This is a genomic window from Paraburkholderia sp. J67, from assembly GCF_905220265.1.
Taxonomy (GTDB): domain Bacteria; phylum Pseudomonadota; class Gammaproteobacteria; order Burkholderiales; family Burkholderiaceae; genus Paraburkholderia.
Genome location: NZ_CAJMZK010000001.1, coordinates 680,982 through 700,016, shown reverse-complemented (window position 1 = coordinate 700,016; position 19,035 = coordinate 680,982). Strand labels below are relative to the sequence as shown.

Sequence of the window (19,035 nt, the reverse complement as noted above, 5' to 3'; positions counted from 1 at the left end):
ACCGCGGTGGCTATTGTTTGTTACCACCCATGAAAACGTGGCCAGGTTTGCATTTCCCCGTTCGGGTTGACCGCGACATAGTCGGGGTATTGCGCACCGGTTGCGCAAGCGTGATTGGGCAGAATGCGCAACCGCGTCCCAATCGGGAAACGTTTTTCGATATCGTGATCGGGCGAACCCGTGTGTGAAATCACACCGTGTTCCTGATTGGCGCCAGACATCAGATAGCCTTCCAGGACTTCTCCAAGCTCGTTGCAAACGAGTCCGTAGCCGAAATCACGCTTCTGTTTTTGCGTGCCACGATCCCGGCTCATTGCCATCCAGCCCGCGTCGACGATCACCCAGCCTTTCTCCGGCTGATGACCAATCACGGTGGTCAGCACGCTGAGCGCAATTTCGGACGTCTGATTGACGCCGACGTTGTGCATGACTAGATCGAAGAAGATGTAGACACCTGCGCGGACCTCGGTCACGCCGTCGAGATGCTCAGCGGCAAGCGCCGTGGGCGTGGACCCAATGCTGACGACATGGCACGGCAATCCCGCCTCGCGCAGACGTTGCGCGGCGCGTACCGTGCCCGCGCGTTCCTGCTCGGCAATACGCGCGAGTGCTTCCGGCGTGTCGTATTCGTAGCTCGAACCCGCGTGCGCGATCACACCGCCCAGACGCATGCCGCCGTTCACCAGGGCGGTGGCCACTGGTAACAGTGTTGCGTCTTCCGGCGGGATGCCGGAGCGGTGGCCATCGACGTCGATCTCGATCCAGACCTCAAACGCTTCGTCGTGCTCGCGTCCAAAGGCGACGATTGCGTTGACGCTGGCAAGGCTGTCCGTAACCAGTTTCAGATCGCAGCCGGCACGTCGCAATGCGAGCGCCTGCGGCAGTTTGCCGGGTGCGATACCCACGGCGTAGACAATATCTTTGATTCCCGCCGAGAAGAACTGCTCGGCTTCTTTGAGCGTGGAAACGGTAATGCCGCGCGCGCCGGCTTTGAGCTGGGCTCGCACAACGGGTTCGCATTTGGTGGTTTTGACGTGCGGCCGGAACGCGACGCCGAGCGCATCAAGGCGCTGTTGCATGCGCGCGATATTGTGATTCATGCGCGCGACGTCGATCAAAGCGGCCGGCGTGTTCAGCGACTGCAAATTCAAAATTCGACTCCTTGCGAGATACCGGCGCACAGTGCTCAACAACATGGCTGTGCCGCCTGGATGGAGTTCCCACTATAGGAGTCGGTTTTCAGCTTGTGTTTAACGGACGATAAACCGATCGTTAAACTGGATTAACGCCTGCCGGTCGCCTCCATGGTGGAGGATCGAGCGCCCGCTTGGCCGCATCGAGGAACAGGCGTTGGCGGTTCGTCACACCATGACGCGAAGGCAGCAGCGCCATGATCGGTGCCGGCTCGAGCCTCCATGCTGGCAGTACCCGCACCAGTTTGCCGGACGCGATCAGGCGCGCGGCATCCCACTCCGAGCGCTCGATGATGCCAAGGCCTTGGGCCGCCCAGTCGCTGATGACCGTCCCGTCGTTCGACGACAGTGTGCCGGAGAGCCGCACAGTGATGCCTTTGGCACCGGGCTTGTGCGTCTCGCCAGCGGGCATGAAACGCAGTCGCGTGACGTCTTCATCATTCTCGCGCAGCGTCAGGCATTCATAGTGCGACAGGTCGGCCGGATGATCGAGTCGCTCAATCCGCTTCGCGTAGGCGGGACTCGCGCACAGGAAGCGCTCGTTCGGCGCGAGAAAGTGCCCGACCCATGAGGACGATTTGGCGGCCCCGATAGAGAGCACGACATCAGCGCCCGATGCGGCCGACAGCGGGCTTTCCGCCAGGATCAGCGAGATTGCCAGTTTCGGATGTTCCACATACAGGTCGCGCACGAGCGGCGCGATGTGCGTGCGGCCGAAGCCGAACGGCGCGACGACGCGCAACTGACCGCTAACGCTTCCAGACTGCTCGGCCACGCGCGACGCGATCGACTCGATCCGTTCCAGCAATTCGATGGACTCCTCGAGCAGCTTCAAGCCCTCGTCAGTCAGCGTGACGCCGCGCGCCTCGCGCACGGCGAGCCGCAAGCCGAGCCGTTCCTCCATGCGTTGCAGGCGCACGGAAACGGCGGGCGGCGTGAGGTTCAGCAGGCGCGCGGCGGCGGCAAGCGAGCGCGATGCACCGAGCGCGCGGAACAGTCGCATGTCGTCGAGTTCGATCATTAAATGGCCCTAAATCATCAATTCACTGGATATTAAACACGCCAAAATTCCGGCCTCGTATCGTGTGTGCCTGGCCATGCCGCAGTGTGCAGCGCCGCCGCGATCGCCGAGGCACTGTGCGTTTGCATCTTTACATCGACCTCAGACACAGGCCCAGCGCGGGTTTCAGCTGATCGATGTGTATCCGGCGCAACCGCAAAAGCACGATGATCGGGCCAGACAGGTGCCGCCAGTCATTAAATTTTTCTTAATGCAATATTAGGCGGCGGTTAATTGATCTTTATTTTGGTCGCAGATAATTGGTTCGACGGTGATTCTGCACCATGCGATTCCAACCACTTCAGTGCCTGCGACAGGATCGCATCGCGACGACAATCAATAAGGTGTACGTATGAATATGAAATTGACTGAAGAAACCGGTGCAGACGTTTCGAAAACGTCCCCGAGCTATCGGGCGATGACGTCGGCCGACATCCCGACCGCGCACGCGATGTCGCTTGCGGTTTCGTGGCCGCATCGCCCGGAAGACTGGCAGTTCGGACTGGATGCCGGCACCGGTTTCGTCGCGGAACTGAACGGCACTGTGATCGGCACGGCGCTGTGCTGGAAACATGGTCCGCAGCGCGCGTCGCTGGGTCTCGTGATTGTGTCGGATGCGTATCAGGGGCGCGGAATTGGGCGCTCGCTCATGCAGATGCTGCTCGCCGAAGCCGGAGATCGAGTGACGTTCCTGCACGCGACGCCGGCCGGCCAACCGCTCTATGAAAAGCTCGGCTTCAGCGTTTGCGGTCTGCTGAACCAGCATCAGGGACGCGTGACGGAAACGTTGCCGGTCGCGTTGCCGGACGGCTTGCATCTGCGCGATGCGCAAGCGGACGACGTGGAGGTGCTGTCCGATCTGGCTACGCGCGCTACGGGGCTCGAACGCCATGCCATGCTCGCGGCGCTGTTTCAGGTCGGTGCGGGCGTGGTGCTGGAGAGCGATGGCGCGATCGTCGGTTTCTCGGTGTTCCGCCGCTTTGGGCGCGGATACGTGATTGGCCCGGTCGTCGCCACAGCGTCGGCTGACGACCTGCATGCGAAGGCGCTGATCGGCCACTGGCTGGCTGGTCGCGAAAACGAATATATCCGTGTCGATGTGCCTGACGGTTCGAGCGTCGATGACTGGCTCGCCCAGCAAGGTCTGCCGTGCGTCGACTCCGTAGTCAAGATGGTGCGCAATGCGCCGGCCGACGCGCATCGCGTTGCACCGGACCCCGACCTGCGCTGGTACGGGCTGATTACCCAGGCAATGTTCTGAACCGTACAACGGCGACGCGATCTGCATGCTGATCGGGCGTCGTCGTGCGGAGCGCTATTGCGTGTCGAGCGGCGTTCCGATCCCAGCGAATTAACGAGGAATACAAGGCATGATCGAGCAGAACACGGAACAGGATCAAGGGAAGGGCGGCATTAATCGCCGCGACATGCTGCGCATCTTGACGGCGGGCGGCGCAGCGATGGCCGGTGGCGGTTGGATCGGGACTGCAGCGCGTGCTTTCGCGGCGCCAGCGCCAAAAAAAGGTGGGTCGATCCGCGTGGCGTATGACACGTCGTCGACGGCCGATACGCTCGATCCAGCGAAGGCCTCCACCGGCTCCGACTATATCCGCTGCTTCACGTTCTACAGCAGCCTGACGAGTCTCGACGCCACGCTGAGTCCGCAGATGAATCTCGCGCGCAGCGTCGAATCGCACGACGGTCGCGTCTGGGTGATCAAGCTGCGCCCCGGCGTGACGTTCCACGACGGCAAGTCGCTGACGCCCGCCGATATCGTGTACTCGCTGATGCGTCACAAGGATCCGAATACTGCGTCGAAGATCAAGGTTCTCGCCGAGCAGTTTGCCGAGGCGAAGCAGACCGGCCCCGATGAAGTTACGTTGACGCTTGACTCCGCGAACGCCGATCTGCCGGTGATTCTCGCGACGCCGCAACTGGTGATCGTGAAGGTGGGTACGACGAACTTTACGACGGCGGTCGGCACCGGTCCGTATCGGCTGAAGTCGTTCCAGCCGGGCGTGTCAACGGTCGGCGTGCGCAACGACAGCTACTGGAAGACTGGAGCGGGTCCGTATCTTGACCGCATCGAGCTGATCGGCATCAGCGACGACGCCGCGCGCGTCAATGCGCTGCTCGCGGGCGATGTGCATCTGATCAACTCGGTGAATCCGCGCCAGACGCGCCGGATCGCTTCGACGCAGGGCTATGCGATGAAAGAAACCAAGTCGGGTCTGTACACCGACCTGATCATGCGTCGCGACAACCCGCTGACCGGTAATCCGGATTTCGTGCAGGGCATGAAGTATCTGTTCGATCGTGAGCAGATTCGCAGCACGGTTTTCCAAGGTTATGCGGTGATCGGTAACGATCAGCCGATCCAGCCGGGTCATCGCTATTTCAATGCCGCTTTGCCGCAGCGACCCTACGATCTGGACAAGGCGAAGTTTCACTTCCAGAAGGCTGGCGCGCTTGGCATCGCGCTGCCGCCGATGTACGCGACCACCGACGCGAACGGTTCGATCGAAATGGCCGAGTTGCTGCAGCAGGCTGGCACGAAGATCGGTGTGAACCTGAGCGTGAATCGCGTGCCGTCCGACGGCTACTGGTCGAATCACTGGATGAAGCATCCGCTCGGCTTCGGCAACACGAATCCGCGTTCGAGCGCCGATGTGCTGTTCAGTCAGTTTTTCAAATCCAACGCGCCGTGGAACGAGTCGGGCTGGAACAGCCCGAAGTTCGACCAGTTGCTGCTCGCTGCGCGCTCGGAGACGAACGAGGCGAAGCGCAAGCAGATTTACGGCGACATGCAGGTGATCGTTTCGGAGCAGTGCGGGATAGGAATTCCCGCTTTCCTGAGCTTTCTCGATGCGTATGACACGCGCTTGCAGGGGCTCGGTTCGATTCCGACGGGCGCGATGATGGGCGGCGCGTTTGCCGAGTACGTGTGGTGGAACGCCTGATGCAGTGCAGGACGGCGGCGCGCGAATGCGCGTTGCTGTTCGTTCGATAGACGGAGGTGGCAAATGAATCGCGGCATGGCGATATTGATTGTCCAGCGGATCGGGGCGGCGCTTTTGACCCTGCTGCTGGTGTCGGCGATCATTTTCGTGATCACGAACCTGTTGCCCGGCGACGCCGCGCAGGCGGCGCTCGGCCAGTCCGCGACGCCGGAAACCGTGGCTGCGTTGCGGCATCAGTTCGGGCTCGATCAGCCCGCGTGGCTGCGCTACGCGCACTGGCTCAATGCGCTCGCGCACGGTGATTTTGGCATGTCGTCGTCGAGCAGCATGCCGGTCGCGCAATTGATTGAATCCCGTCTGCCGAAGTCCTGGCAACTGACCTGGATCACCGCGCTGGTGTCGGTACCGGTGGCGGTGACGGGGGGCATCGTCGCGGCGGTCAAGCGCGATTCGTGGATTGACCGTTTGATCAGTCTCGGCACGCTATCGCTGATCGCGACGCCGGAATTCCTGATCGCGACGGTGGCGGTGCTCGTGCTCGCGGTCAAGCTGCACTGGCTCTCCGCGCTCTCGTATGGCGGCGAGATCGACAGTCTGCACGATCTGCTGCGCGCTTACGCGATGCCGGTGATGACGCTGTGCGCCGTGGTTATCGCGCAAATGGCGCGCATGACGCGTGCGGCGGTACTGGAGCAACTGAGCGCTTCGTATGTCGAGATGGCCGTGCTGAAGGGCGCGCGGCCAGCCCGCGTGATCCTGCGCCATGCGCTGCCCAATGCGATCGGTCCGATTGCCAACGCGATCGCGCTGAGCCTGTCCTATTTGCTGGGCGGCGTGATCGTCGTCGAGACGATCTTCAACTATCCCGGGCTCGCGAGCCTGATGGTCGACGCGGTGAGCAACCGCGATCTAGCGCTGGTGCAGGCGTGCACGCTGCTGTTCTGCACCGGTTATCTGCTGCTGGTCCTGCTCGCGGACCTTTGCGCGATCCTTTCCAATCCGAGGCTGCGGACATGATGTTTTCACGAATTCGCTCCGATCAGGCCGGCGTCGCCGTCGTGCGTGCGCCGTCGTCCGGGTTGCGCCGCCTCGCGGGCGTACGGCTTTCGATCGGCGGCTGGGTGGGTGCGCTGCTGGTCGCGATTGCACTCTTTGTCGCGCTGTTCGCGCCGTGGCTGGAGCCGCATCAAGTCGGCTCGATCGTGTCGCAGGATCTGTACGGCCCGATGAGCGTGAAGACGCCACTGGGCACCGACTATCTCGGCCGCGACATGCTGAGCCGGATCATTGACGGCACGCGTCTGACCGTGTTGCTCGCGCTCGCGGCCGCGCTGCTTTCGGCGATTGTCGGCACGCTGCTCGGACTTATCGCCGCAGTCTCGGGGCGTGCCGTCGACGAACCGCTGAGCCGCCTGCTCGACGCCTTCACGTCGATTCCTTCGAAGATGTTCGCGCTGATGTTCGTGGCCGCGCTCGGCTCGTCCCTGACGCTGCTGGTGCTCACGGCTGCCGTCAGCTACATGCCGGGCTCGTACCGTATCGCGCGCTCCCTGGCGGTCAACATCGGCACCTCGGAGTACGTGCAGGTAGCGCGCTCGCGCGGCGAGGGCGTGCTGTACATCGCATGCAAGGAAATGCTGCCGAACATGATTCATCCGATGCTGACCGACACGGGCCTGCGCTTCACGTTCATCGTCCTGCTGCTGAGCAGCCTGAGCTTCCTCGGTCTCGGCGTACAGCCGCCGTATGCGGATCTCGGCTCGCTTGTGCGCGAGAACATGACGGGGCTCGGCGAGGGCACGCCAGTCGTGATCTTTCCGGCGCTTGCGATCGCCATGCTGACGATCGGCGTCAATCTGCTGGTCGACGGCCTGCCGCGCCGCGGTGGCCGCACGACAAAGAAAACAGGAGGTCGCGCATGATGACGACAAAGCCTCTTTCGGGCGTGCATGTCGAGGTGCGCGGTCTGCGCGTCGTCGGCAGCCGTCCCGGCGAAGCGGATACGACGATCGTACACGGCGTCGATCTCGACATCGCACGCGGCGAAGTGCTGGCACTAATCGGCGAATCCGGTTCTGGCAAGACCACGATCGCACTCTCGCTGATGGGCCATGCGCGCGGCGGCTGCCGCATCGCGGGCGGCACGGTGCGCGTGGGCGACACCGATGTGTTTGCGCTCGGCGCGGGCGAACTCGCGGCGCTGCGCGGTCGCCGCGTGGCGTATATCGCACAGAGCGCGGCAGCGGCGTTCAACCCGGCGCGCACGATTCTCGATCAGGTGATCGAAAGCGCGTTGATCCACCGCACGATGACGAAGGCCGCCGCACAGGCAAAAGCCGTCGAGCTGTTTCGCGCGCTGGCGCTACCGCAACCGGAATTGATCGGCCAGCGTTATCCGCATCAGGTCTCGGGCGGCCAGTTGCAGCGCTTGATGGCCGCGATGGCGCTCATCACCGATCCCGAACTGGTGATTCTCGACGAGCCGACCACGGCGCTCGACGTGACGACCCAGGTCGACGTGCTGCGAGCATTCCGTTCGGTGATACGAGAGCGCGGGATGACTGCTGTCTATGTGTCGCATGACCTTGCAGTGGTCGGCCAGATGGCGGATCGCATCGCGGTCCTCAGCGACGGCGTCGTACGCGAGATCGGCACGACGGCGCAGATCCTGCAGGCGCCTACACATCCCTATACGCAGAGTCTCGTTGCGGCCGTCACACCCGCCGACGTGTTGCCAGTCCAGCACGACACCGACGCGGCAGACAAGGCCGATGAAGCCGATGCACCGCTGCTCGAAATCCGTCGCGTGGCGGCGGGCTACGGGCGCCGCGACGCGAAGGGCTGGCCGGAAAAGATGATCCTCAACGACATCGATCTGACGATCCGCCGTGGCGAAACGGTGGGCGTGATCGGCGAGTCAGGCTCGGGCAAGTCGACGCTTGCGAAGGTGATCGCGGGGCTGGTGCCGTCATGCGGCGGTAGTGTGCTGCTTGACGGCGAACCGTTGCCGCGCGGCCTGCAAGGCCGCACGCGCGACCAGTTCCGGCGTATCCAGATCGTGTTCCAGAACGCGGATACCGCACTGAATCCGGTGCATACGGTCGAGCGCACGCTCGCGCGACCACTCGCGTTCTATCATGGGTTGAAGGGTGCCAGGGCGAAGCGTCGTGTGGCGGAACTGCTGGAACTGGTGAAGTTGCCGCCATCGGTCGCACAGCGCAGTACGACCGAACTGTCTGGCGGCCAGAAGCAGCGCGTGAATCTCGCACGTGCGCTGGCCGCTGAACCCGACCTGATTCTGTGCGACGAGGTCACGTCGGCGCTCGATACCGTGGTCGGTGCGGCCATTCTCGATCTGCTGCGCGATCTGCAGAAGAAGCTCGGTGTGTCGTATCTGTTCATCACGCACGACATCGCGAAGGTACGCGCGATCAGCGACGACATCGTCGTGTTGTACTCCGGGCATCGCGTTGAGTCGGGCGATCGGCATGCGCTTTCGGCGCCGCCTTTGCATCCGTATTCGCACCTGCTGGTGTCATCGGCGCCGGAGCCGCGCGAAGGCTGGCTCGACGAAGCTGGCGAGCGCTGCCATCGTCCGCTTGCGCCCATTGGCGAGGTGGCGGCAGACCCCGACCTCTGTACGTTCCTCGCGCGCTGCACGTCACGGATGGATGGCGTCTGCAACCGCACGGCGCCGTCACTGCGCACTTTCGGCAATGGTGCGCAGGTGCTGTGTCATCGCACGGAGGCGGATCTAACGATGCTGCAATCCGAACCCGCTCCCATGCTGGGAGCCTGATGACGCGCACCTGCGGGGCGGCCTTTGTGCTACCTCGCCACGTCGACGTTTCGTGTCACGCGGCCCGCTTAGCGCGGGCCGTTCCGTTTCGCCGGCGTGCGACGAACGCCGCGCCGCAACTCGTTCGCAAGCGCGCTCATCATTAACTTTGCCTTAACGCTGGCTTTATTGACCATTCAACAAAGCGCGCAGGGGCTACTCGATAATCAGTCCAACGAATTTCATGCCGTCCGATACCAAGGGAGTGTTTAGACCATGCGCGTACCGCTGACCCGGATCGATACCACCGATCCGCTACCGACCCACGCAGATGTCGTCGTGATCGGCGCGGGCATTGTCGGTGTGTTTACCGCGTGGTTTCTCGCACAGCGCGGGATGAAGGTTGCGCTGGTGGAGAAGGGGCTCGTCGGCGGCGAGCAGTCGAGCCGCAACTGGGGCTGGGTGCGTCAGCAGAACCGCGACGCGCGTGAGCTGCCGATCTCCACAGAAAGCTTGCGCCTATGGGAACAGTTCGAGGCTGAATCGGGCGAGACGACTGGATTCCGGCGCGGCGGCCTGCTTTATCTGAGTAACGATGACGCCGAACTCGCGCGTTGGGCTCGCTGGTGCGATTTCGCGCGTACGGCAGGCGTGCGTACCGAAGTCTTTGGCAGCCGTGAAGCGAAGACGCGTGGGGGCGTGACCGGCCGTGACTGGAAGGGCGGCGTGTTCGCGCCGACCGACGGCACCGCCGACCCGGGCCGAGCCGCGCCGGCGGTCGCGCGTGCGGTCCGCAAACTTGGCGGCACGGTTCACCAGAACTGCGCGGCGCGCGGCATCGAAACTTCGGGTGGCCGTGTGTCGGCTGTCGTCACGGAGCACGGCACCATTCGCACGCCAGTCGCGGTGCTATCGGGCGGTGCGTGGGCATCGACGTTCTGCCGCCAACTTGGTATCCGCTTTCCGCAGGCGACGATCCGTGCTTCGGTAGCTGCCGTGTCGCTGCAGGCCGGCACGCTGCCGGACGCCCTGCACACAGCAGGCATCACGATCACGCGGCGCGGCGACGAGACCTACACGCTGGCGATCAGCGGGATCGCGCGCTTTGATCCCACATGGCAAAAAGTGCGTTATGCACGGGATTTCCTGCCGATGTTTAGTTCGCGCTGGCGCAGCCTCAGCTTCGGCACGTTCGAGGGCGTGCGCTCCGGCCACGAAAGCAGTAAGCGCTGGCGTCTCGATCAGCCAACGCCGATGGAGCACATGCGCGTGCTCGATCCGAGCGTTGACGAGCCGACCGTCGCCGAAATCCGCCGCCGCGCCGCAGCACTCTGTCCGGCCATCGCCGCCGCACCCGTTGCAGGGTCCTGGGCGGGCTATATCGACATGACGCCAGATGGCGTGCCAGTGATCGGTGAGTCTCAGCAGATCCCGGGCTTTGTGTTCGCGGCGGGCTTGAGCGGGCATGGCTTCGGCATCGGGCCGGGCGTCGGACATCTGACCGCCGACATCGTGAGCGGCACGACACCCATCGTTGATCCGCAACCGTATCAGCACGCGCGCTTCGAACAGTCCGTCTGGGGCAAGGTGGCCGACTTCTGAACGCGATGCGCACGCCTACCCACGGTTTTTTTGATCGCTTGACCGGTATCCGGCCTTTTCGCACGGATGCTGCCACATCCACACTGAGGATTCGTAGATGACAACGCTTCGCCCGAAATACATCACCTTCGACTGCCACGGCACGCTGATCCACTTCGAGATGAACGAGGCCGCGCACGCGCTGTACGGCACCCAGCTGAACGCGGACCAGATGGCGCGTTTCTGCAAGCTCTTTTCCGCCTATCGTCTCGACGAGGCAATGGGGGACTGGAAGCCGTACGCGCAGATCGTTCACAACGCGCTGGAGCGCACGACGAAGGCGTTCGCGCTGCCGTTCCGTGCCGAAGACGCGCTGGCGATCTACGAAAGCATTCCGACGTGGGGTCCGCATGCAGATGTGCCCGCAGGTCTTGCGAAGGTCGCGAAGGAAATTCCGCTGGTGATTCTGACCAATTCGATGGACGCGCAGATTCCGCACAACGTCGCGAAGCTCGGCGCGCCGTTTCATGCGGTGCTGACCGCGCAGCAGGCGGGCGCGTACAAGCCCCGGTTGCGCGCATTCGAATATATGTTCGACACGCTCGGATGCGGCCCGGAAGACATCCTGCACGTCTCATCGTCGTTCCGCTATGACCTGATGTCCGCGCACGATATGGGCATCAAGAACAAGGTGTTCGTCAATCGCGGCCATGAGCCTGTGAATCCGTTCTACGAGAACATCGAGATTCGCGATATTTCCGGCCTGGCCGGCGTCGTCGGTCTGTGATAAGCGCGATGCCAGCGCGGCGCGCGTTTACGTGCGTGTGTGTCGCCAGTTGGGGGGCAAGGGAGTCCTGATGCAATTCACTTCTTATTGGCTGGATACGTCCGAGCCGTTCGTCTCGCGTTTCGCGGAGCTGCCTGTCGATGCGTGTGACGTGGTCGTGGTAGGCGGTGGCATTACGGGCACGACCGCCGCGCTCGCGCTCGCGAAGAAGGGTGCGAGTGTCGTCGTCTGTGAGGCGGGCACAGTCGGGCAAGCGGCGTCGGGTCGCAATGGCGGCATGTGTAACAACGGCTTCGCGCAGGACTACGGAACGATGTCGCAACTGATTGGCGTCGAGCGCGCGAACGAGCTGTATCGCGCCTTCGACGCGGGCGTCGACACGGTCGAGCGGCTCGTACGCGAGGAATCGATCGACTGCGATTTCGCTCGGACCGGCAAGCTCAAGCTCGCTGCGAAGCCCGCGCATTTCGACAAGCTCGCACGCAGTCATGCGCTGCTGGCAGCGAACGTGGACCCGGACACCCGGCTCGTGACGCGCGCAGAACTGCGCGACGAGATCGGTTCGGACCGCTATCACGGCGGCCTGATTTTCGGCAAGAGTGCGGGTATGCACGTTGGCCGTTACGTGCGCGGACTCGCTCGCGCAGCGGAAGCCCGCAGTGCGCATATTCTCGAAAACAATCCGGTGCTCTCGCTCAAGCGCGAGCCGGGCGGCGCTTACCGCATTGGAACGCCGCGCGGCGAGATCCGTGCGAAGCAGGTGCTGCTCGCGAGTGGCATCTCGCAGGTCGGACCGTTCGGCTGGATCCGGCGCCGCATCGTGCCCGTGGGCGCGTTCCTGATCGTCACGGAACCGCTGCCTGTCGACGTGCTCGACCGGTTGCTTCCGCACCGTCGAATGGCGACCGACACGAAGAATTTCGTCAATTTCTTCCGCACCACGCCGGACAACCGGCTGCTGTTTGGCGGCCGCGCGCAGTTCGCAGTATCGAGCCCGCGCGCTGACGGCAAGAGCGGTCAGATTCTGCGTCAGCAACTGGCGAGCGTGTTCCCCGAACTGGCCGATACGCGTATCGACTATTGCTGGGGCGGCATGGTCGACATGACGAAAAACCGACTGCCGCGCGCCGGTCAGCGGGACGGCATTTACTACTCGATGGGCTACAGCGGCCACGGCACGCAAATGTCGACGCTGATGGGCACGCGCATGGCCGACATCATGGACGGTCGCGCGGATCTGAACCCGTGGAAGGATTTTTCGTGGCCGGCGATTCCCGGGCACTTCGGCAAACCGTGGTTTCTGCCGATCGTCGGCGCATGGTACCGATACAAGGATGCAACGCAATGAGTTCACAGCTTGAATCGACGTTTGAATCTCCGCTTGATCAACTGCGCCGCAACGGGCATCTGGCGCGGCTCTTCATCGACGGCGAATGGACGCCGCCCGGCGGCGCCGAACGCGTGCCGCTCGTGTGCCCGTCGACCGGGGAAACGCTCGCGGAGCTGCCGCTTGGCGATGCCGGCGATGTCGAGCGTGCGGTGCAGGCCGCGCGCCGCGCATTCGTGCGCTGGTCGGCCACGCCGCCGCAGGAACGCGCGGCGTACCTCGGCCGGATCCATGCACTGATGCTGGAGCGCGCCGAAGACTTCGCGCAGGCGCTCACGACCGAAATGGGTGCGCCGATCTCGTATGCGCGCAACGCGCACGTGCCGCTCGCGGCCGAGCATCTGCGCGTTGCGCGCGATAACCTCGCCGGGTATTCGTTCCGCACGCAGCGCGGCGCGACAGCGCTCGTGCGCGAGGCGATCGGTGTCTGCGCGCTGATCACGCCCTGGAACTGGCCGATTTACCAGATCACGGCGAAAGTCGGCCCGGCGCTCGCCGCAGGCTGCACAGTCGTGCTCAAGCCGAGCGAACTGTCGCCACTCTCGGCGCTGCTGTTCGCCGAGGTCGTCGAGGCGGCCGGGCTGCCGGCGGGCGTCTTCAATCTCGTCAATGGCACGGGACCGGAAGTCGGCGAGCGGCTGGCCGCGCACGAGCAGGTCGACATGGTGTCGATTACCGGTTCGACACGCGCTGGCGTTCTGGTCGCGCAAGCGGCCGCGCCGACGGTCAAACGGGTCGCGCAGGAACTGGGCGGTAAGTCGCCGAACCTCGTGCTGCCGGACGCGGATTTGCCGCGCGCAGTGTCACTTGGCGTGGCGGCTGCGTTCCGCAACATGGGGCAATCGTGCAGCGCGCCCACACGCATGATTGTGCCTCGCGCGTTACTGCCGCAGGTGGAAGAACTGGCGCTGGCGGCGGTCGAGGCCATGGTGGTGGGCGACCCGTTCGCCGAGGCGACGACGCACGGGCCGTTGGCGAACCGCGCGCAGTTCGAGCGCGTGCAAACGATGATCCAGGCGGGCATCGACGATGGCGCGAAGCTGCTGACGGGCGGTGCGGGGCGGCCCGCAGGATTCACGCGCGGCTGGTTCGCTCGACCGACGATCTTCTCCGGCGTGCGCTCCGACATGACGATCGCACGCGAGGAAATTTTCGGGCCGGTGCTGGCGATTCTCGCCTACGATAGCGTCGACGAAGCAATCGCGATCGCCAACGACACCGTGTATGGACTCGGTGCGCACGTGCAGGGCACGGACCTCGATGCGGCGCGCGCAGTAGCCGCGCAAATCCGCTCGGGGCAGGTGCATCTGAACTATCCGGCGTGGGATCCGCAGGCGCCGTTCGGAGGCTACAAGCAGTCAGGCAACGGGCGCGAGTACGGCGTCGAAGGGATGGAGGAATATCTGGAGATCAAGTCGATCCTTGGGTATTACGCCTGAAATGCGCGGTTCGTTGCTGCGTCGCGCGTTTTGCAGCCAGTCCAAGCGCCTGTATCCGCTCTCACTGCACACCATGAACATCACCGAACCCGATACTTCGATGCCGTTCTATCGCGTCCATCACGCGCACTGGACGAAGCTGCGGCAGGACCTGCACGCAAACCCTGAACTGCGTTTCGAGGAGACCCGCACGGCGGACGTCGTCGCGCGCGAACTCGAATCGCTCGGCTACGCGACCGTACGCGGTCTGGGCAAAACGGGCGTCGTCGCGAGCCTGCCGGGCGCCGATCCATCGCGGGGCGTCGTGCTACGCGCCGACCTCGACGCGTTGCCAATTCATGAGGCGAACACGTTTGCGTATGCGTCGTGCAGCGCGGGGCTCATGCACGCGTGTGGTCACGACGGGCACACGGTGATGCTGCTCGGAGCGGCGCGCGTGCTGAAGTCACTGCCGCAACTACCGGGCTCCGTGCATTTCGTTTTCCAGCCGGGCGAGGAAGGCGGAGCGGGCGCGCGCAAGATGATCGACGACGGGTTGTTTGAGCGCTTTCCGACCGAAGCGGTGTTCGGCATGCACAACTGGCCGGGTCTCCCAGCCGGCGAATTCGGGCTGCGCACAGGACCGATCATGGCGGCGGGCTCACGCTTCCGGATTACCGTGACCGGCAAGGGCGCGCACGCGGCGCAACCGCATCTCGGCCTTGATCCGATTCCGCTCGCGTGCTCGATGGTGCTGCAATGCCAGACGATCGCCGCGCGCCACAAGGATCCAGTCGATCCCGGCGTGATCTCGGTCTGCATGGTGCACGCGGGCGACACCGACAACGTGATCCCCGAAACGGCCGAACTGCGCGGCACGATCCGCACGCTGTCGTCGGCGTTGCAACAACAGTTGCAGCGCGATATCCAGACGATGTGCGAGGGGCTTGCCGCCGCGTATGGCGCACGCGTCCAGGTCGAGTATTTCCAGTACTATCCGGCGACCGTCAATACGCCCGCGGAAACCGCGCTCTGCGAAACGGTCCTGCGCGATACCTTTGGCGATGCGCGTGTCCACGCGAACGTGCCGCCGAATATGACGTCGGAAGACTTTGGCTTCATGCTGGAGGAACGGCCGGGCACCTACGTGCTGATCGGTAACGCGAAACCGGATAGCGCGCCTGCGGGTCTGCATCATCCGACCTACGATTTCAACGACGACATCCTGCCGGTCGGCGTGCGTTACTGGGTCGAACTCGCCCAGCAGTATTTCAAGAACTGACTGCTCGATTCGGGCGGCGGCGCCTGACGCCGCCGAACCCGATCGACTCCATCGCGTTCGCGATTTTCCCCTTTCTTTCCTTTCTAGCGCTGCTTCCTGCGCCGTCCCCTGTGTGGTCCGTGCCGTTCAATCCGCTTTAATCGCGGGTTTAATGGCCATTAAACCCGCCGCCGTTTTGCGTTTCTATAGTGGGGCAACGTCGATCGACTCAACGCCAGATCGGCAGGATTTATCGCCTTCAACACGAAACAGAATACGCATCAGGGAATCCACGTGAAAGTCATCAGCATTCGCAACAGCGCTCAATTTCCAGATCTCGAGGATCGCGGCAGCATCGCGTCGCTTGCGGGCCCCGACATCGAGCTTCGTGGCATACGCCTGGCCGTCGACGGCGCAGAAGTCACGAACACCGGCATCTTCGAATGCACGGCCGGTTCCTATCGCCGCATCGTGATGGAACCAGAAGTCATGCACATTCTCCAGGGACACGGACGCTTCACACCCGATGGCGAAGCGCCGGTCGATTTCGCGCCTGGCGATACGCTGTTCTTCGCCGCGAACACGCAGGGTTTGTGGGAGATGCCGGAAACCATGCGCAAGTTCTACGTCATTCTCTGAGCGATTCGTTGAACGCCGCCGCATACGCGTGCGGCGCATCACGTGTCATGAATACGAACGCAGTGCACACGAAGGTGAGGGAACCCCATGGGAAACGCGATTCGCGGCTACGCTGCGCGCTCCGGCGACACGCCGCTGAGGTTATTCGATTTCGAGCGACGCAGCCCGCGTCCGGACGATGTCGTCATCGAGATCCTGTATTGCGGCGTTTGCCATTCTGATCTGCATGGCGCGCGCAATAACTGGGGCAGCGCGAAATATCCGATGGTGCCGGGCCACGAAATCGTTGGCCGTGTCACGGCAACGGGAAACGACGTCACGCGCTTTGCCGTTGGCGATTACGTGGGCGTCGGTTGCATGGTCGATTCATGCCGTGCGTGTAGCTCGTGCGGTGCGGGGCTCGAACAGTATTGCGAGCGCGGCGCGACCTCGACTTATAACAACGTCGACCGGCACGACGGTTCGCGTACCTACGGCGGTTTTTCAGAGCAGATTGTCGTGTCCGAGCGCTTCGTGCTGAAGATGCCGGACGGCCTCGACCTGAAGGCGGCCGCGCCGCTGCTATGCGCAGGCATCACGGCGTATTCGCCGCTGCGGCATTGGCGCGTCGGTCCCGGCTCGCGTGTCGCCGTGGTGGGTCTCGGCGGCCTCGGACATATGGCACTGAAGTTCGCGCGAGCGATGGGCGCCGAGGTCACGCTGATCACGCGCTCGGCAGGCAAGGACGCCGATGCACGTGCGTTGGGGGCGCATCACGTCGTTGCATCGACGGACGACGCACAGATGACCGCGGCGAAGGAGCACTTCGATCTGATCGTCGACACGGTGCCGTATCAGCACGACATCAATCCTTATGTCGCGACGCTCGCGCCCGGCGGCACGCTGGTGATGATCGGGCATTTCGGTAAGCTCGAACCGGCGGTCAATTCGACGCCGCTGCTGATGAAGCGCCGGGCGGTCGCGGGTTCGTACATCGGCGGGATTCCCGAGACGCAGGAGATGCTCGACTTCTGCGGCGAGCACAAGATCGTCTGCGATATCGAAACGATCGACATCCAGCAGATCGATGAAGCATTCGACCGGATGCTGGCGAGCGACGTGAAGTACCGGTTCGTGATCGATATGGCTTCGCTGAATAACGCAGCACGGATGTGACGGGCACGCTGTCGCAGGTCACTTCCTGGTAGTGAAAACGAAGTTTGAAGGCTGGCGGCGCGACGTGTGTCGTCAGCGTTTCGGGCGTTCCAGTTCGATCTGCCGATCCGGTTCGTGCTGTCGGGGAGTTGTGGGCATGAATTGGTGAGTTGGGTCGCGGTGCAATCTGTTGAACTTTTCGGTTTTTATGGAGCACGTCGCATGAATGACTTCGATAGCAAAGCGGCTGGCATCACCCGTCGCGACATGATGCGCCTGATTGCGGGTGCTGGGGCGTTCGCCGTTGGCGCGGGTTTTGGGGTGCTGCCCGGCATCGCGAACGCCGCGCCTGTGCCTAAGCGCGGCGGAAGCATACGGGTTGCGTACGACTCGATGTCGACGTCCGACACGCTGGATCCTGCGCACGGTTCGACCGGCTCGGACTATATCCGCTTCTTCATGTTCTACAGCGGCCTCACGCAGCTAGACCGCAACCTGACGCCGAAGATGAACCTGGCAGAAGCGATCGACAGCCAGGACGGCGTTGTGTGGGTCATCAAGCTGCGCAAGGACGTTACGTTCCACAATGGCGCGCCGCTGACGCCCACCGACGTAGCGTATTCACTGATGCGCCATAAGGACACGGCGATTGCGTCGAAAGTGAAGGCGCTGGCCGATCAATTCAAGGAGGCGAAGGCGACCGGTCCGAACGAGTTGGCGCTCACGCTGACCTCGGCGAATGCCGATCTGCCGACCATTCTCGCCACGCCGCAACTGGTCATCATCAAGGCGGGCACGACGGACTTCACGTCGGCGAATGGCACCGGACCGTACCGGGTGAAGACATTCAAGCCGGGCGTGTCGACGGTAGGAATCAGAAACCCAAATTACTTCAAAGCAGGGTTGCCGTATCTCGATCAGGTCGAGGTGATCGGCATCAGCGACGACAACGCGCGCGTCGACGCGCTGTTGGCCGGCGACGTACATCTGATCGACAACGTCGATCCACGCACGACGAAACGGATCGGCACAGCAGGCGGCTACACGGTGATGGAGACGAAATCCGGCGAATATACGGATCTGGTGATGCGCGCGGATAACCCGATCTCGGGCAATCCGGATTTCGTGCTCGGCATGAAATACCTGCTCGATCGCGAGCAGGTGAAGGCGAGGGTATTTGGCGGCTACGCGACAATCGGCAATGATCAGCCGATTCCACCGTTTCATCGCTATTTCAATGCGTCGTTGCCTCAACGGCCGTATGACCCGGACAAAGCGAAGTTTTTTTTGTCGAAGGCCGGCGCCATTGCGTCGCCGCCACCGCCGGTGTTCGCTGCGCCGACGGCGACTGGTTCGGTTGAGATGGCGATGCTGCTGCAGCAATCCGCCTTGAAAATCGGCATGAATCTGGCGGTCAATCGTGTGCCCTCGGATGGATACTGGTCGCAGCACTGGATGAAGCATCCGCTTGGATTCGGCAACATTGGCCCGCGTTCCAGCGCGGACGCGTTGTTTACACAGTTTTTCCGCTCGGATGCTGCATGGAACGAGTCGGGCTGGAAGAATGCACAATTTGACCAGCTACTCGTCGCGGCGCGGTCGGAGACGGATGAGGTTAAACGCAAGGCTCTATACGGAGATATGCAGGAACTCGTGTCTGATAAGGGTGGAATCGGTATTCCCGCTTTCATGAGCCTGCTTGACGCTTACGACAATCGACTGCACGGACTGGAGTCGATTCCGACAGGACCGATGATGGGTTATTCGTTCGCCGAGTCTACGTGGTGGAGCGCCTGAACACTGTATTCGGCGCGAAGCGCGAAGTACGACGCGCGCT

The 19,035-nt window shown here is 63.0% G+C and carries 15 protein-coding genes; 13 read left to right on the top strand and 2 right to left on the bottom strand.

Annotated elements, in window-relative coordinates; all coding sequences use genetic code 11:
- Window positions 1-20: 20 nt before the first annotated feature.
- Both U5782_RS03005 and U5782_RS03000 read right to left on the bottom strand, forming a co-directional pair.
- Entirely contained in the window at window positions 21-1,151 is a 1,131-nt protein-coding gene (locus U5782_RS03005; protein ID WP_321887343.1) for a DSD1 family PLP-dependent enzyme, read from the bottom strand.
- A 121-nt stretch (window positions 1,152-1,272) separates the two neighbouring features.
- On the bottom strand, window positions 1,273-2,214 hold the full coding sequence (locus U5782_RS03000) for a LysR family transcriptional regulator (RefSeq protein ID WP_321887266.1): 942 nt from the start codon (window positions 2,212-2,214) through the stop codon (window positions 1,273-1,275).
- Window positions 2,215-2,611: 397 nt separating this feature from the next.
- Here U5782_RS03000 and U5782_RS02995 point away from each other — a divergent pair, with 397 nt between their 5' ends.
- The 13 genes from U5782_RS02995 (at window position 2,612) to U5782_RS02935 (ending at window position 18,995) form a co-directional block, all read left to right on the top strand.
- Window positions 2,612-3,514 (top strand): GNAT family N-acetyltransferase, encoded by a 903-nt coding sequence (locus U5782_RS02995; RefSeq protein ID WP_321887267.1) that lies wholly within the window; start codon window positions 2,612-2,614, stop codon window positions 3,512-3,514.
- 109 nt (window positions 3,515-3,623) lie between these two features.
- Window positions 3,624-5,213 (top strand): ABC transporter substrate-binding protein, encoded by a 1,590-nt coding sequence (locus tag U5782_RS02990; protein WP_321887268.1) that lies wholly within the window; start codon window positions 3,624-3,626, stop codon window positions 5,211-5,213.
- A 63-nt stretch (window positions 5,214-5,276) separates the two neighbouring features.
- Entirely contained in the window at window positions 5,277-6,230 is a 954-nt protein-coding gene (locus U5782_RS02985) for an ABC transporter permease (RefSeq protein ID WP_321853928.1), read from the top strand.
- The gene (locus U5782_RS02980; protein WP_321887270.1) at window positions 6,227-7,135 is read left to right on the top strand and encodes an ABC transporter permease; all 909 of its coding nucleotides are present in this window, start codon (window positions 6,227-6,229) and stop codon (window positions 7,133-7,135) included. Before U5782_RS02985 ends, U5782_RS02980 begins: the two co-directional genes overlap by 4 nt.
- Window positions 7,132-9,012, top strand: coding sequence for an ABC transporter ATP-binding protein (locus tag U5782_RS02975; protein WP_321887271.1), 1,881 nt, complete (start codon window positions 7,132-7,134; stop codon window positions 9,010-9,012). Before U5782_RS02980 ends, U5782_RS02975 begins: the two co-directional genes overlap by 4 nt.
- Before the next feature lie 255 nt (window positions 9,013-9,267).
- Window positions 9,268-10,593, top strand: coding sequence for an FAD-binding oxidoreductase (locus U5782_RS02970; protein ID WP_321887272.1), 1,326 nt, complete (start codon window positions 9,268-9,270; stop codon window positions 10,591-10,593).
- A gap of 97 nt (window positions 10,594-10,690) precedes the next feature.
- Complete coding sequence (locus U5782_RS02965; RefSeq protein WP_321887273.1) at window positions 10,691-11,359, top strand: haloacid dehalogenase type II; 669 nt, start codon at window positions 10,691-10,693, stop codon at window positions 11,357-11,359.
- A 70-nt stretch (window positions 11,360-11,429) separates the two neighbouring features.
- Window positions 11,430-12,707: an FAD-binding oxidoreductase gene (locus U5782_RS02960; protein WP_321887274.1), complete on the top strand. Its 1,278-nt coding sequence runs from the start codon at window positions 11,430-11,432 to the stop codon at window positions 12,705-12,707.
- Window positions 12,704-14,185, top strand: coding sequence for an aldehyde dehydrogenase family protein (locus U5782_RS02955; protein WP_321887275.1), 1,482 nt, complete (start codon window positions 12,704-12,706; stop codon window positions 14,183-14,185). Before U5782_RS02960 ends, U5782_RS02955 begins: the two co-directional genes overlap by 4 nt.
- A gap of 73 nt (window positions 14,186-14,258) precedes the next feature.
- Window positions 14,259-15,446 carry a M20 aminoacylase family protein gene (locus tag U5782_RS02950; RefSeq protein ID WP_321887344.1) on the top strand — a complete coding sequence of 396 codons (1,188 nt, stop codon included), beginning with the start codon at window positions 14,259-14,261 and terminating at the stop codon, window positions 15,444-15,446.
- A gap of 273 nt (window positions 15,447-15,719) precedes the next feature.
- Complete coding sequence (locus tag U5782_RS02945) at window positions 15,720-16,064, top strand: cupin domain-containing protein (protein WP_321887276.1); 345 nt, start codon at window positions 15,720-15,722, stop codon at window positions 16,062-16,064.
- 87 nt (window positions 16,065-16,151) lie between these two features.
- Window positions 16,152-17,219: an NAD(P)-dependent alcohol dehydrogenase gene (locus tag U5782_RS02940; RefSeq protein ID WP_322042360.1), complete on the top strand. Its 1,068-nt coding sequence runs from the start codon at window positions 16,152-16,154 to the stop codon at window positions 17,217-17,219.
- Between the two features lie 201 nt (window positions 17,220-17,420).
- Window positions 17,421-18,995, top strand: a complete 1,575-nt coding sequence (locus tag U5782_RS02935; protein WP_322042359.1) for an ABC transporter substrate-binding protein — start codon at window positions 17,421-17,423, stop codon at window positions 18,993-18,995.
- Window positions 18,996-19,035 lie beyond the last annotated feature (40 nt).

Excerpts from the sequence above, each read along its gene's own strand:
- U5782_RS03000 (WP_321887266.1), bottom strand. The coding sequence starts at position 2,214 with ATGATCGAACTCGACGACATGCGACTGTTCCGCGCGCTCGGTGCATCG.
- U5782_RS02995 (WP_321887267.1), top strand. The coding sequence starts at position 2,612 with ATGAAATTGACTGAAGAAACCGGTGCAGACGTTTCGAAAACGTCCCCG.
- U5782_RS02990 (WP_321887268.1), top strand. The coding sequence starts at position 3,624 with ATGATCGAGCAGAACACGGAACAGGATCAAGGGAAGGGCGGCATTAAT.
- U5782_RS02985 (WP_321853928.1), top strand. The coding sequence starts at position 5,277 with ATGAATCGCGGCATGGCGATATTGATTGTCCAGCGGATCGGGGCGGCG.
- U5782_RS02980 (WP_321887270.1), top strand. The coding sequence starts at position 6,227 with ATGATGTTTTCACGAATTCGCTCCGATCAGGCCGGCGTCGCCGTCGTG.
- U5782_RS02975 (WP_321887271.1), top strand. The coding sequence starts at position 7,132 with ATGATGACGACAAAGCCTCTTTCGGGCGTGCATGTCGAGGTGCGCGGT.
- U5782_RS02970 (WP_321887272.1), top strand. The coding sequence starts at position 9,268 with ATGCGCGTACCGCTGACCCGGATCGATACCACCGATCCGCTACCGACC.
- U5782_RS02965 (WP_321887273.1), top strand. The coding sequence starts at position 10,691 with ATGACAACGCTTCGCCCGAAATACATCACCTTCGACTGCCACGGCACG.
- U5782_RS02960 (WP_321887274.1), top strand. The coding sequence starts at position 11,430 with ATGCAATTCACTTCTTATTGGCTGGATACGTCCGAGCCGTTCGTCTCG.
- U5782_RS02955 (WP_321887275.1), top strand. The coding sequence starts at position 12,704 with ATGAGTTCACAGCTTGAATCGACGTTTGAATCTCCGCTTGATCAACTG.
- U5782_RS02950 (WP_321887344.1), top strand. The coding sequence starts at position 14,259 with ATGAACATCACCGAACCCGATACTTCGATGCCGTTCTATCGCGTCCAT.
- U5782_RS02940 (WP_322042360.1), top strand. The coding sequence starts at position 16,152 with ATGGGAAACGCGATTCGCGGCTACGCTGCGCGCTCCGGCGACACGCCG.
- U5782_RS02935 (WP_322042359.1), top strand. The coding sequence starts at position 17,421 with ATGAATGACTTCGATAGCAAAGCGGCTGGCATCACCCGTCGCGACATG.